Origin of the sequence: Chlorogloea sp. CCALA 695 (assembly GCF_003003885.1) — a bacterium.
GTDB lineage: Bacteria > Cyanobacteriota > Cyanobacteriia > Cyanobacteriales > Chroococcidiopsidaceae > Aliterella.
The window spans coordinates 121,821-136,304 of record NZ_PVWN01000003.1; the positions used below are offsets into that span (position 1 = coordinate 121,821).

Annotated in this window: 13 protein-coding genes; 9 read left to right on the forward strand and 4 right to left on the reverse strand. The window is 42.4% G+C overall.

Annotated features, from left to right (window positions below):
* Positions 1-29 precede the first annotated feature (29 nt).
* Positions 30-1,418, reverse strand: a complete 1,389-nt coding sequence (gene lysA / locus C7B70_RS03045) for a diaminopimelate decarboxylase (RefSeq protein ID WP_106367598.1) — start codon at positions 1,416-1,418, stop codon at positions 30-32.
* A gap of 87 nt (positions 1,419-1,505) precedes the next feature.
* Between lysA and rimI the strand changes: the two genes are divergently transcribed.
* From rimI to C7B70_RS26250, 5 genes are all read left to right on the forward strand, one after another.
* On the forward strand, positions 1,506-2,051 hold the full coding sequence (gene rimI, locus C7B70_RS03050; protein ID WP_106367599.1) for a ribosomal protein S18-alanine N-acetyltransferase: 546 nt from the start codon (positions 1,506-1,508) through the stop codon (positions 2,049-2,051).
* A 99-nt stretch (positions 2,052-2,150) separates the two neighbouring features.
* Positions 2,151-2,624: a type II toxin-antitoxin system VapC family toxin gene (locus C7B70_RS03055; protein WP_106367600.1), complete on the forward strand. Its 474-nt coding sequence runs from the start codon at positions 2,151-2,153 to the stop codon at positions 2,622-2,624.
* 3 nt (positions 2,625-2,627) lie between these two features.
* Complete coding sequence (locus C7B70_RS03060) at positions 2,628-2,837, forward strand: hypothetical protein (protein WP_106367601.1); 210 nt, start codon at positions 2,628-2,630, stop codon at positions 2,835-2,837.
* Between the two features lie 179 nt (positions 2,838-3,016).
* Positions 3,017-3,307, forward strand: a complete 291-nt coding sequence (locus tag C7B70_RS03065) for a hypothetical protein (RefSeq protein ID WP_199192019.1) — start codon at positions 3,017-3,019, stop codon at positions 3,305-3,307.
* Between the two features lie 7 nt (positions 3,308-3,314).
* Positions 3,315-3,479 (forward strand): hypothetical protein, encoded by a 165-nt coding sequence (locus C7B70_RS26250; RefSeq protein ID WP_158260466.1) that lies wholly within the window; start codon positions 3,315-3,317, stop codon positions 3,477-3,479.
* 158 nt (positions 3,480-3,637) lie between these two features.
* Here C7B70_RS26250 and C7B70_RS03070 read toward each other — a convergent pair whose 3' ends face one another.
* Positions 3,638-4,039 (reverse strand): Uma2 family endonuclease, encoded by a 402-nt coding sequence (locus tag C7B70_RS03070; protein WP_233220808.1) that lies wholly within the window; start codon positions 4,037-4,039, stop codon positions 3,638-3,640.
* Between the two features lie 284 nt (positions 4,040-4,323).
* Between C7B70_RS03070 and C7B70_RS03075 the strand changes: the two genes are divergently transcribed.
* The 4 genes from C7B70_RS03075 (at position 4,324) to C7B70_RS03090 (ending at position 11,981) form a co-directional block, all read left to right on the forward strand.
* A complete protein-coding gene (locus C7B70_RS03075; RefSeq protein ID WP_106367602.1) occupies positions 4,324-6,810 on the forward strand; it encodes an ATP-dependent Clp protease ATP-binding subunit in 2,487 nt (828 codons plus the stop codon).
* A 320-nt stretch (positions 6,811-7,130) separates the two neighbouring features.
* Positions 7,131-9,665, forward strand: coding sequence for a response regulator (locus tag C7B70_RS03080; RefSeq protein WP_106367603.1), 2,535 nt, complete (start codon positions 7,131-7,133; stop codon positions 9,663-9,665).
* Positions 9,658-10,071, forward strand: coding sequence for a response regulator (locus C7B70_RS03085; RefSeq protein ID WP_106367604.1), 414 nt, complete (start codon positions 9,658-9,660; stop codon positions 10,069-10,071). Before C7B70_RS03080 ends, C7B70_RS03085 begins: the two co-directional genes overlap by 8 nt.
* A 17-nt stretch (positions 10,072-10,088) precedes the next feature.
* Positions 10,089-11,981 carry a response regulator gene (locus C7B70_RS03090; RefSeq protein ID WP_106367605.1) on the forward strand — a complete coding sequence of 631 codons (1,893 nt, stop codon included), beginning with the start codon at positions 10,089-10,091 and terminating at the stop codon, positions 11,979-11,981.
* On the opposite strand, the gene C7B70_RS03095 is transcribed toward C7B70_RS03090, so the two are convergent.
* Positions 11,978-12,964, reverse strand: a complete 987-nt coding sequence (locus tag C7B70_RS03095) for an aspartate carbamoyltransferase catalytic subunit (protein ID WP_106367606.1) — start codon at positions 12,962-12,964, stop codon at positions 11,978-11,980. The two genes, C7B70_RS03090 and C7B70_RS03095, sit on opposite strands and share 4 nt — an antisense overlap.
* On the reverse strand, positions 12,961-14,478 hold the full coding sequence (locus C7B70_RS03100) for a helicase C-terminal domain-containing protein (protein WP_106367652.1): 1,518 nt from the start codon (positions 14,476-14,478) through the stop codon (positions 12,961-12,963). The genes C7B70_RS03095 and C7B70_RS03100 overlap by 4 nt, the downstream gene beginning before the upstream one ends.
* Positions 14,479-14,484: the final 6 nt, after the last annotated feature.

Genomic DNA, 14,484 nt, shown 5'->3' on the forward strand with positions numbered 1-14,484 from the left:
GGTGTTACGGGGAGTATTTCTACTTATTATTAACTACTCAAGCGTTCTGGTAGTCGGTCTTGTCGAATTAAATCTTGATAAGTTTCTCGTTGCAAAATAAGATTTGCTTCACCTTTATTAACTAATACGGCTGCCGGACGGGGCAAACGGTTGTAGTTAGATGCCATGCTGTAATTGTAAGCACCCGTTGCCATGACAACGAGAATATCTCCGGGGTTTGTAGTCGGTAAAGTTGCGTTTTTAATGACAATATCGCCAGATTCGCAGTGTTTCCCAGCTACCGTAACTGTTTGAGTTATAGGCGCAGACATTTTATTAGCAACTACAGCGCGATAAACTGATTGGTAAGTAATCGGACGCGGGTTATCGGACATACCTCCATCTACAGCAATATAGGTACGGATTTCGGGAATGACTTTTGATGAGCCGATAGTATAAGCTGTAATGCAAGCAGAACCAACAAGACTACGTCCCGGTTCGCATAATAATTTAGGTAAAGGTAAGTTCTCAGCTATGCAAGCGTCTTTTACACCGTGACAAATAGTTTGTACCCATTCGTCAATACTTGGGGGATCGTCAGATTCGGTGTAACGTATACCTAAGCCACCGCCAACGTTTAATTCACTAATTTTTAGACTATACTTCGCCGCTTTTTTAATCCACTGCACCATTACCGCACCTAAGTCTTGATGAGGTTGGCGTTCAAAAATTTGCGAACCGATATGAGCGTGAAATCCCACAAAATTTAAGCACTCTTGCTGACTTACAAAAGCAAATACTTCATCTAATTGGTTAGGATCGAAACCAAATTTGCTATCTAAGTGACCAGTGCGGATGTATTCATGAGTATGACATTCAATGCCGGGAGTTAGCCGGAGCATAATGCGAGTAGGGGCATTGATAGTTACTAGGTTGTGTAATTCTTGCCAATTATCGACCACAATCGTACAGTTAGAGGCGATCGCATAGTTTAATTCTGAGACAGACTTATTATTGCCGTGCAGGTAGAGTTTATCAGGTGTAACCCCCGCCGCAATCGCCGTATAGAGTTCGCCCCCGGATACCACATCAATGCCCAAACCTTCAGAATGAGCGATCGCGCATAGAGCCAAACAACTCCAAGCTTTAGAAGCGTATAGTACCTGAGACTGACCCGGATAGTAACGTTCCATTGCTTGTTTGTACTGACGGCAAGCAGTGCGGAGAGTTTCTTCATCTAGGATGTATAGAGGCGAACCAAATTGTTTTACAAGGCTAGGAACATCGCAACCGCCGATTTCTAACGCATCGCCGTTGTTAATTTTAGCTGTAAGCGGTAATAGTTCTTGGTTAGGGGAATTTGTTGGAGTATGATTTGAATTGGGTAGATAACCCAAACCAGAATTTTCACTTTCTACGGGGTGAAACGTGGATACCATAATTTAAAAGATATTCCTGACTGGAATTGATAGATAGGAGTTAGTTGTTAATTTCTAGTGTACTAAGCGCTCGTACCAATAATTCGTGTGAATTTATTAGAACTTAAACCAATTACAACTCAAATGCTCAAAGCAGTAGTAGAACTAGACCAGCTATGCTTTGGCGGTTTGTGGACGATGGCAGGCTACGAACGAGAGATAGATAGCCCCAACGCCGATTTACTCGGTTTATCGCTCCGTGGCTATCCGGTCTTGATAGGAATGGGGTGTTTGTGGGCAATTGTAGATGAAGCGCACATTACAATTTTGGCAATACATCCCAGGTATCAAAGTCAAGGTTTCGGGCAATTTATATTGTTAGCAATGCTGAGATTGGCACAGAAAAGGGGATTAGAAAGAGCAAGCTTAGAAGTCCGCACGTCTAATAAGGGTGCGATCGCACTCTATCAAAAATTTGGCTTCAAAACGGCGGGAATCAGGAAACGGTACTACTCAGATACGGGGGAAGATGCCTTAATTTTATGGAAAGGAGGATTACAAGAAGTTGAATTTGTACAAAATGTAACGACTTGGCAACAAGAATTGCGATCGCGCATTGTTAAAGATACAGGCTACCAATTAAGAGTACATTAGTTGCAGTTTTAATTAGCTGTGCTGCTCAAACTGATAGGTGTGGGGCTAGATAGAGGACAAGGTCTAAGCTAAAACAACGAGTCTATCCTTACCGTCTTTATGAGTGAAACTGTATACATTGAAACCAGTATTTTGGGCTATCTCACAGCCAGATCGACTAGAAACCTAATCTTGGCAGCAAACATGGAGGTCACAAAGGAGTGGTGGGAGTCTCGCCGAAGTGGATTCACGTTATACATTTCACAAGTTGTTTTAGATGAGGTAATACGAGGAGACGCAGAGATTGCGGTTAAGCGTCTGGAGATGCTTAATGGGTTGCCGTTAGTGGAACTCAATCAGGCTGTACGAAACTTGTCAGTACAGTTTCTCCTACGAAGTAATCTTCCTGCTAAAGCCTCAGATGATGCAGTTCATATTGCTGCCGCAACCGTGCATAGACTGGATTACCTGCTAACTTGGAATTGTAAACATATTGCTAATGCCCAAATTCAAAGGAAGCTGGCAGAAGTTAGTCTTGATTTTGGATATCAATTACCTGTAATTTGCACCCCTTACGAACTATTAGGATATTAAGCTATGTGGCAGAACGAAGTTTTAGAGGAAATTTATAAAATTCGAGAAGAACACGCCAAATCCTTTGACTACGACTTGGACGCGATGTTTGCAGATTGGCAAAAGAAGCAAGCCGAAAGTGGAAGGAAAGTTGTTAACTTATCGCTAAATCGCGACCGCACAATACATTCGAGCGGATGGGATGAAAAGGATACTAGCCACTGCTCAACTTAGTCGTTAGCTAGATTCGTTTCTGGGTGACGGGGTAGTTTCGAGATTGTCGTTTGGTGATTCCATCAATAGTGAAGTTAGTTCTTTTTGATTTAGATGTAACGCTGCGATCACACTTCATTTTTAAATAATGCTTAACTGAGTTTAGCAATGCTGTGTCAGCTTAAAGGAACTCGAAACAAATGGAGAAGTATAAACAACGGTTTTTGGAGATTGTGAGTGGCTTGGTGGTAGTTGTGTTAAGCGGGTTCTTCATCTGGCTTTACATTCCAAAAGCAGACTTGGAGGGCGCGAAAAGAGCGCTTGAATCTGCTGGTTATCGAAACATCCGAATTACGGGCGTGCAAGTGTTTGGCTGTGGCAATGGTGATTTGTATCGTACTGGCTTTTCTGCCACTGGTTCCACCGGAATCGAAACAAGCGGTGTTGTTTGTGGTGGGATACTTAAAGGTAGCACAATCAGAACCAACTAACAGCCTTATGACAAAACGCTGCACCCGACTTCCTACGGCTCATTCCTTATCTTTGAAGGTTGAGAAACTTGGCTTTATCTTAATTCCTTCGATTGGAATGGTACAAATTAACAGCGATCGCCCACAATTTTTAGCAGTCCAAGATGTTAATGATCGCACCTTAAACTATTAACTTAAATTTTAGATTCCTATCAATCGTTTTACCTGGATTTGTACATCAGCAAAGGCTTGAGGCGACACAACCCCAGTTGTAAAAGTTTTTTGTGTAATATAGCGCCCATTTTCTAAATCTCGAAAAACTGAAACTTCCCTACCAGCAAGATTTACTACCTAATATTCAGCAATACCCGCTTCGCTATAAATTGCTTTTTTCTCGTTTAGGTCTTTGCTAAGAGTAACTAGGGAAAACTCAATTAGCCAAAAGATATCTTCAGGATAGGGATGATGTTCTAAATAAATTGTTCCTAGTGGTTTGACGATCGCTAAATCTGGGATGGGTTCGGAATTATTAGGGAGGGTAATCGGGTGTGCTTCGCGGATTTTAACTTTAGCCCCTAGAATAGCCCGTAAATAATCCCCAACTTCACTATTATAATAGGCGTGGGTTTTTCCTTCTGGGGGCATAACTATAATATCTCCACTCAATAGCTCGACGGATTCGTTATCAAAAAGCCCCGCAGCGATCACCTGATGATACCGTTCAATTGTCCATTTATAAGTAGTAACACTCATAGCAATCCAGCCTGACAACGCCTAGATGTCTTTAAGTATGGCTTACTTGCAATGCGTGTTAATTTTTTGCCCCAGAGCGCGATCGCACGCTAATCTTATTTAGGGCATAGGAACTTATACTTATGTAAAGCATTTAAAACAGCATACTTTTACAAAAAAATAAAAATTGTTTCCTAAATAGTGAGGAAAACCGTACTGGTTGTAGCTATCATCAGAAGACAGCCAGAAATATAGCCTGTGCTAAAATCAGCGTACTGGCAAGACTCAGGGGAACCAAAAACGCTATGTTTGAACGCTTCACAGAAAAAGCCATAAAGGTGATCATGCTGGCCCAGGAAGAAGCCCGCCGCCTGGGTCACAACTTCGTAGGAACAGAACAGATCCTCCTGGGTCTGATCGGCGAAGGAACGGGCGTAGCAGCAAAAGTTCTAAGGTCAATGGGTGTCAATCTCAAAGATGCCCGAATTGAAGTAGAAAAAATTATCGGTCGTGGTTCAGGCTTCGTCGCTGTAGAAATACCATTTACGCCACGAGCAAAGCGAGTTCTAGAACTATCTCTAGAAGAAGCACGACAATTAGGACATAATTATATTGGCACAGAACACTTACTACTAGGCTTAATCCGTGAAGGAGAAGGCGTAGCAGCAAGGGTACTCGAAAACTTAGGCGTAGACTTATCGAAAGTTCGCACCCAGGTAATTCGGATGCTAGGAGAAACGGCGGAAGTAAACGCTGGTTCGCCGTCAGGACGTACCAAAACACCCACGTTGGATGAATTTGGCTCTAACTTGACGCAAATGGCAGCAGACGGCAAGCTAGATCCCGTAGTTGGTCGTGCTAAAGAAATTGAGCGAGTAATTCAAATATTGGGTCGTCGCACAAAAAACAACCCCGTATTGATTGGCGAACCTGGCGTTGGTAAAACAGCGATCGCCGAAGGATTAGCCTCAAGAATTGCTAATAAAGATATACCAGACATCCTTGAAGATAAGCGCGTAGTCACCCTCGATATTGGATTATTAGTAGCTGGTACTAAGTATCGCGGTGAATTTGAAGAACGCCTGAAAAAAATCATGGACGAAATTCGTTCGGCGGGGAACGTGATTTTGGTGATAGACGAGGTGCATACTCTGATCGGTGCGGGAGCAGCCGAAGGAGCCATTGACGCAGCAAACATCCTCAAACCAGCCTTGGCAAGAGGAGAATTGCAGTGTATCGGTGCAACCACTTTAGATGAGTACCGCAAGCACATCGAACGCGATGCAGCTTTAGAACGTCGTTTTCAGCCAGTAATGGTCGGCGAACCCTCGGTAGATGAAACTATTGAGATTCTATTTGGTTTACGGGAACGCTACGAGCAACACCACAAACTAAAAATCTCTGATGAAGCTTTATTTGCTGCCGCCAAACTATCAGATCGTTATATTAGCGATCGCTTTTTGCCCGACAAAGCAATCGATTTGATGGACGAAGCAGGTTCACGAGTAAGGCTAATTAATTCGGCACTTCCACCCGCCGCCAAAGACCTAGACAAAGAATTGCGTAAAGTCTTGAAAGAAAAAGACGACGCAGTACGCGGACAAGACTTTGGTAAAGCTGGAGAATTGCGCGATCGCGAAATGGAAATCAAAGGCGAAATCCGAGCGCTATCGCAAAATAAAACCAACACCACCCGCCCAGATGGGGAAGATTCCCCCGTCGTTACTGAAGAAGACATTGCTCATATCGTTGCTTCTTGGACAGGCGTACCTGTAAGCAAATTGACCGAATCAGAATCCGAGAAACTGATGCACATGGAAGACACCCTGCACCAGCGCTTAATCGGTCAAGAAGAAGCAGTTAGAGCGGTTTCTAAGGCAATTCGCCGCGCTCGTGTGGGCTTGAAAAACCCCAACCGACCGATCGCAAGTTTTGTGTTTTCTGGCCCCACTGGAGTTGGAAAAACTGAGTTAACCAAAGCATTAGCGGCTTATTTCTTCGGTTCAGAAGACTCAATGATCCGGCTTGATATGTCGGAATACATGGAACGTCACACTGTATCTAAGCTAATTGGTTCGCCTCCGGGCTATGTAGGTTATAACGAAGGCGGTCAGCTAACAGAAGCTGTACGTCGTCGTCCTTACACTGTGGTGCTTTTTGATGAAATTGAAAAAGCCCACCCCGATGTATTCAATATGCTCTTGCAAATATTGGAAGACGGGCGGTTGACCGATGCTAAAGGTCGGACGGTAGACTTTAAAAATACGTTGCTGATTTTGACTTCTAACATTGGTTCTAAGGTCATTGAAAAAGGCGCGGCGGGTTTAGGTTTTGAATTGGCTCAAGACGTGGCTGAATCCCAATACAACCGGATTAAGTCGCTAGTTAATGAAGAACTTAAGCAATATTTCCGTCCAGAGTTCTTAAACCGACTAGACGAAATTATTGTCTTCCGTCAGTTAAGCAGAGACGAAGTGAAGGAAATTGCCGACATCTTGCTCAAAGAAGTATTCAATCGGTTAATGGAAAAGGGTATCACCTTAGACGTAACCGAAGCCTTCAAAGATCGCTTAGTAGAAGAAGGTTACAACCCCAGCTACGGAGCAAGACCTTTGCGCCGAGCCATTATGCGCTTGCTTGAAGACAGCCTAGCTGAGGAAATTCTCTCTGGTCGAGTCCGCGATGGCGATACAGCCTTAGTTGATGTCGATGAAACGGGAACTGTAAAAGTAGTTTCTGAGCAAACCCGCGAGTTACTACCCCAAGGAGTCGATTTAACTAAAAGTTCGTAGAGTTTAGTTACAAGCTAAAGGAAGCATAATTATAAAAAAGGTAGAGTATTTAATGCTCTACCTTTTTTTTGAGAAAAGGCGTTGCCCAATTCAGAGCGCGAAAATGATTTTGCGTGATTTCAAAACCAATGTAGAGACGTTGCATTGCAACGTCTTGTTGCCAAAATTCATACATCTAATCGGCAACGCCTTTTTTGAGAAAATAGTAGTAAGGTCGGCAACAGTCATACTGAAGATAGATTAGATAAACCCTAGCCACAAGCAAAGTACGAACAAGTTAAGACTTTGCGTTTATTAGTCAGCCAGTACCGCAACTCGCTATGAATTCCCTGAAATTAGCAGAAAATCCGCTTTTGGTTTTGGTAGTTGATGACGATAAATTTATGCGCCTCCAACTACGCGAAGCTATGGAACAAGGCGGCTATATAGTTACAGAAGCAGAAAATGGCGAACAAGCTTTAGATTTGTATACAAAAATAAATCCCGATGTTGTACTGCTAGATGCTTTGATGCCTGTAATGGATGGGTTTAACTGCTGTAAACAAATGCGTTGTCTGCCAAGGAAACATCCCACGCCTATACTCATGATTACAGCCTTAGAAGACCCAGAATCGGTAGACTTAGCCTTTGAAGTTGGGGCTACAGATTATGTAACCAAACCGATTCATTGGGCAGTATTGCGCCAGAGAGTGCGCCATCTGCTCCAAGTAAGTCAAGCAATGGTGCAGTTGCAAGTTCAAAAAGAAAAGTCGCACCTCAAAGCCGAACAACTAAAATTAGCCTTAGAATCGGCGGGGATGGGTACTTGGGATTGGAATCTATTAACCAATGAAGTTATTTATAGCGAACACCTAAAACCCTTATTTGGTTTACCTGCGGACTCAAATTACCGTACTTATCAAGCTTTATTAAACTCCATCCATCCCGAAGATCGTCATGCTGTTACTCAATCAGTGGCGCAAGCAATTGAGCGCGATAGCGCAAGCGCGCACGCAGGGCTTCGCAACTTTAGCACCGAATTTCGCGTTATTTGGGCTGATGGTAGCATCCACTGGGTAGCAAATCGAGGTCAAGTTTATTACGAAAATGCTAAACCGATGCGCCTGTTAGGAATAGCAATGGATATTACCGCTCGTAAAACTACCGAACAAGAGCGCCTAGTATTATTAGTTCAACAAGCGGCGCGAAGTCAAGCCGAAATCAGCCGCAACCAAATTACAAATATTATTGAAAGTATTACCGATGCTTTTTTTGCCTTAGACAAACAATGGCAATTTACTTATATCAACCGCCAAGCTGAGTTAATTTTACAAAAAACGCGATCGCAACTAATCGGCAAAAATTTTTGGCAGGAATACCCAGAAGCCGTAAACCTAGCTTTTTATGAGCAGTATCATCAAGCCGTATCCCAACAAGTAAGCGTCCAATTTGTTGAATTTTACCTACCGTTAAATATCTGGGTTTCCGTCCACGCTTACCCCGCAAAAGATGGACTATCAGTTTATTTTCAAGACATTACCGAACGCAAGCAAAACGAAGTCAAACTACTAGAATCGCAAAAAAGGTTGCAATTACTCTCGGAAGTTACGCTAAAAATTCGCCAGTCTTTGCAAATAGATGAGATCCTTAAAACTACCGCGACAGAAGTATTAAACTTGTTGCAAGCTGACCGAGTGCTAATTTTTCGCTTGTTTAAAAACGGCTACGGACAAATAGTTGTAGAAGCGACAACGCCGGAATCGGCTTCAATTGTGGATAAAAATATCACTGATGAATGTTTTGGAGAAGAATACTTAAAGAAATATAGTCAAGGACGAATTTATAGTATCAACGATATTGAAAAAGCCCAGATCAAACCTTGCTTAGTAGAATTTATGCAAAGCTTTGGGGTCAAAGCTAAGTTAGTTGTGCCAATTTTGCTAAAACAAAAGCTTTGGGGATTAACAATTATTCATCAATGCAGTAAGCCCCGTAATTGGACAAATTTTGAGATTGAAGTTTTACAACAATTAGCCGATCAAATCGGTATAGCTTTAGCTCAAGCTCAACTCCTAGAAGACGAAAGCCGTCAGCGCCAAGAACTTGCGCGATCTAACTCCGAGTTACAGGAATTTGCTTACATTGCTTCCCATGATTTACAAGAACCATTAAGGAAAATTCAGGCTTTTGGCGATCGCTTACAGGCACAATATAGCGAAAAACTAGGCGATCGCGGCAAAGATTATTTAGCGCGGATGCACAACGCCGCCGCACGAATGCAGGCTTTAATCCATGACTTATTATCTCTTTCCCAAGTCATTACTAAAGCTCAACCTTTTGTTAGCGTGGATTTGAATCAATTAACCCAAGAAGTATTATTAGACTTAGAATTAGCAATTGAGCAAACGGGTGGACGTGTTGAAGTGGGACAATTATCAACCATTGAAGCCGATCCTTTACAAATTCGCCAACTGATTCAAAACTTGATTAGTAACGCTTTAAAGTTTCACAGCGCCGAAGTAACACCTGTAATCAAAGTTAGCAGTCAAATGTTAGAAGTTGAGCAGGGAGTTGCGGAAAAGTTGGTAGTTACACTCTGTCAAATTACTATAGAAGATAACGGCATTGGCTTTGACGAAAAATACCTAGATCGCATTTTCAATGTTTTTCAACGCTTGCACAATCGCAGCGAATACGAAGGTACGGGAATGGGGCTGGCAATTTGTCGTAAAGTTGCAGAACGTCACGGTGGTACTATTACCGCCCTAAGTACACCCGGACAAGGAGCGACATTTATTGTCACACTACCGATCAAACAGGCTGGGGAGCAACATTATAGTGAAACGGCGAACGGTACTAACAATTCTGATGGCTGATGATGATGAAGATGACTGCTTGCTTGCCCAAGAAGCGTTGACAGAAAGTTGTTTAGCTAATAATTTGTATATCGTTTGTGATGGCGAACAGTTAATGGACTATTTGTATCGTCGTGGCAAGTATAGCGATATTGACCTTTCACCTCGTCCGGGGCTAATTTTGCTCGATCTAAATATGCCGAAAAAAGACGGGCGCGAGGCATTAAAACAAATTAAAGCAGACGCAAATTTAAGACGAATACCTATTGTGATTTTAACTACTTCAAAAGCTGATGAAGATATTTATCGCAGCTACGATCTTGGTGCAAACTCTTTTATTACTAAGCCTGTGACTTTTAGTGGTTTAGTGGAAGTAATGAAAACTATTGGTAAATATTGGTTTGAAATCGTCGAACTACCGTTGTAATCGGTTAAATACAGATTATGGATAATCATCTAGTTAAAGTTTTATTAGTTGATGATGACGAAGATTACTTTGTACTCATCGGTGACTGGTTGAACGAAGTAAGTGCAGCTAAATTTCAATTAGAATGGGTGTCAACTTATAGCGCTGCAATTACAGCAATTTCTCAACAGCAGCACGATGTTTATCTATTTGATTACCGTTTAGGAAGTCGCAACGGTTTAGAATTACTACGCGAATCGATTTCTATTGGTTGTACAGCGCCGATAATTATGCTTACAGGAATTGGCGAACCCAAAATTGACTTGGAGGCAATGCAAGCCGGGGCGGTAGATTATTTAGAAAAAAGTTTAATAAATTCAGCAATCTTAGAAAAATCTTTGCGTTACGCGATCGAACGCAAGCGCTCTGAGCAAAAAATCCGCGAACAAGCAGCTTTACTTGATATTGCCACCGATGCGATTTTGGTGCAAGATTTGCAGGGCAAAATTTTGTTTTGGAATAAAGGCGCAGAAAAATTGTATGGCTACTGTGCAGCCGAAGCAATTGGTAGTTTTGTTAGTAAACTTGGGGATGCGGAATTTGCCAAAGAGCAAGAATTAGCTAAAGCAGTTTTGCTTTCTAGCGGTGCTTGGCAGGGGGAATTAGAGCAAGTTAGTAAGGATAATAACAAAGTTGTGGTCGAAAGTCGGTGGACGCTGGTACGCGATCGCACGGGGCAACCAACATCAATTTTAGTTGTTAATACCGACATTACCCAAAAAAAGCAACTAGAGGCGCAGTTTTTACGCGCTCAACGTTTGGAAAGTGTAGGCACTCTAGCTAGTGGGATTGCTCACGATCTTAACAATGTCCTCACGCCAATTTTGATGTCTGTGCAGCTATTAAAAATCAAGTTTCCCGAACCCCAGCATCAGCCGTTGCTGAAAATGTTGGAAAGCAATGTTAAACGCGGTGCGGCTTTGATTAAGCAAGTTTTGTCATTTGCGCGGGGAATTGAAGGCAAAAAAGTAACATTGCAAGTTAGACATTTAATTTTAGAAATTGAGCAAATAGTTAGAGAAACCTTCCCTAAATCAATTAAATTTTCTAGCGATATAGATTCTAACTTGTGGACGGTATCAGGAGATGCAACTCAACTACATCAAGTGCTGATGAATCTTGTAGTTAATGCTTTAGATGCAATGCCCAATGGCGGAACGTTGAAAACAACTGCAAAAAATATCAATATAGATGAACATTATGCTAGGTTGCATATTGACGCGCGAGTAGGAGCATATATTACAATTGCGATCGCTGATACAGGAATGGGGATTGCTCCTGAGACTTTAACAAGAATTTTTGAGCCATTTTTTACAACTAAAAGTCTTGGTGCAGGTACGGGTCTCGGTTTATCGACAGTTTTGGGCATAGTCAAAAGTCATGGTGGTTTTATTCAGGTGTATAGCAAAGTGGAACAAGGAACAGAGTTTCAAATTTATTTACCTGCAATTCAATCTACAGCTACTCAAGAAAATTCTGACTTTGAGTTACCTTTGGGACAAGGAGAATTAATTTTAGTAGTGGATGATGAAAGCGCAATTAGAGAAGTTACCAAAGTATCTTTAGAAATTTACAACTATAAAGCCATCACTGCTGCCGATGGTAAGGAAGCTGTAGCTTTATATACCAAGCATCAGGCAGAAATTAGGGTAGTTTTAACTGATATGATGATGCCCGTAATGGATGGGCCGACTACCATTCGCACCTTGCAACAAATTAATCCTAATGTCAAAGTTATTGCTGTTAGTGGATTGAGTTCTAGTGACAAGTTAGCCGCCGCCGCAAGTAGTGGGGTGACAAACTTTTTATCAAAACCTTTTTCAGCAAAGGAATTATTGCAAACTCTTAGCAGTGTTCTTAATGCTAATTAAGCTTTTCCGCTACCCATTAAGTACAGTAAAGCCATGCGTACCGCTACACCGCTAGTTACTTGCTTAGAAATTAAACTTAAACGCGGGTCATCCATCAAATCAGAGCTAATTTCTACACCACGATTTACGGGACCAGGGTGTAAAACTTTAACGTCAGGCTTACATAGTTGCAAGACTTCGCGGGTAATGCCAAATAATTGCTGATATTCCCGCAAACTCGGCAATAAATGGCTCGTCATTCGCTCTTTTTGCAATCGCAGTGTCATAACAAAATCGGCATCAATGAGGGCGTTTTCTAGCTTCCAGTGCAAAAATAACTTACCAGTATCATTACCAAAACCTGTAAATAACTGCGGTAAAAGCGTCGGTGGCGCGGCTAAATGTACCTCAGCGCCACTAGCGGTCAAACTCCAAATATTCGACCTTGCTACCCTTGAATGCAAAATATCTCCGACAATAGCGACCTTTTTACCTGCTAGTAATTCTAAATGTGGCTGTTCGGGATCTAGTACCGTACAAATAGTAAATAAGTCTAGTAAAGCTTGGGAGGGGTGTTCGTGCTGACCGTCTCCGGCGTTGAGTACGCCAACTTTTACTCCTAGTCTATCCATTTCATTGGCGATCGCACGAGGGACACCAGCTTCTTTATGGCGAATCACCATCATATCTGTACCCATTGCCAAATAAGTTTTAGCAGTGTCTAAAATTGTCTCGCCTTTGGAGAGAGAAGAAGTAGCGGCGGCAAAATTGAGAGTATCGGCAGAAAGGCGTTTAGCTGCAAGTTCAAAACTGCTACGAGTCCGGGTTGATGATTCAAAAAATAAGTTTGCAACTACTTGTCCTTGCAACGACGGTACTTTTTTAGTTCGCCGCAAAAGCACTTCACTAAAACTCGCGGCGGTTTGCAACACCGTATTGTATTCATCGCTAGTAAAATCCTCTAGAGACAAGACATGGCGACGAGTCCAAGTATTAGTATTCATGATTCAATAGGGTTAAAAAAACTAGAGTCTAAATAATTGATTCTCGCCGCCGGATGGAGCGCCGCTAGTACCTGAGCGCCATAACTGCGATGCAGAATACGACTATCTAATAATGCTACTACGCCTTGTTGTTCTCGTAAGGGTGCTATCGCTCTTGCTAGTTCAGTTAAGGCTGTAGGTAATAAATACAAGCGAAACCAATCTAAATGCGACTTCCGGTAATAATCTACTCTACCAGCAACTAAGGGATTTTCTAACGATGGCAAAGGTAACGTAGAAACGACTAATAACTGCGGTGCGGGTAAAACTTCTTGATGTTGCTTCCAAAACTCCCAACCGCTAACTAAAATACCGTTGTCATCTAAACAGGTTTTTTCTACCTGCACTCTTGAACCAAATTCCGCAGCCAAAATTGTCCCAACTTGAGCTTTTAGCGGCACATCTCCTACCAAAATTAGTGTTAAGCCTAAACTTGTTGTCCTTAAACTTAGCAAAGAGTGAAGTTTGTCAATCAGGGCGCTTTGATATTCGGGAGTATTGGGCAAAGGTAAGCGATCGGGAATGTATAGTTGAATTAAGTTAGTTTGGCGATCGTCGGAAAACTTTAAACAAGTTAAGTCTGGCAATCCTAACGATTGGCGAAAAATTGGCGCAGCAGCTTCTTGTTCAATTGCACTACCAACTAAAACTACTGGCTGCTTAGACCAAACGGGGGCAAGACTTTCAGCTACTTGTACTGGGGCAGAATGTAAGGAAAATAAACCAACTGAACGCACCACACGGGCGTAAAGTAATTGATTATTTGATTTTAAACTTTGCCCAAACTTTACCCAAGCTGGGGGTAAACAATAACTTTCTAAGTTTGCATACAAACTAACTAAAATCTCTCGTTCTGACGGCGAGATTAAATAACACTCATACGGGTTTAAGGGGTGCTGAAAGATAGATTTAGCAATTTGCACTCTAGCAGTGCGGATAGCTTCGCTTTGCCAGGGACAATCTAAGATGAGTTCGTCCCAGTTTTGGGAGTTAATGCTAAGAGTTAGTTGCAGACGTACCCAATCTTCTAAATCGTCCGCGCCATCAATGATTGTGGGAATACCAGGGGGAAAGGGCGATCGCGTTTGTTCTAACTGTGCTGAGAGCCAATTAGAGGGGGATATTAGCAACACTCCTTGAAAATTATCATCGGGAAAGCAGTCGCCTGTACGGATAGCTTTATTTGCCCCTAACCACTGTTGCAGTCTAGGAATTTCTATTTCTTTGAGGCGCTGCTGTACTTTTTCTTCGGCTACCACAACTACGGGCTGATGCCACATTAAGGCGGGTGCAAGGTAACTAAGACGATAACGCCCTTGATAACCACTAGCTGCGCCTACTTGCATTAAAGCACTGCGTCCAACGCGCAAAGCCCTAGCTACTAACCGCGCCATAGTTAAATGATGCGACCAAGAAGCCTCGCTTTGCGATCGCAAAAAGTTGTGCAGTGAATAATGTACGTCTGCTTCAATCACAAATCC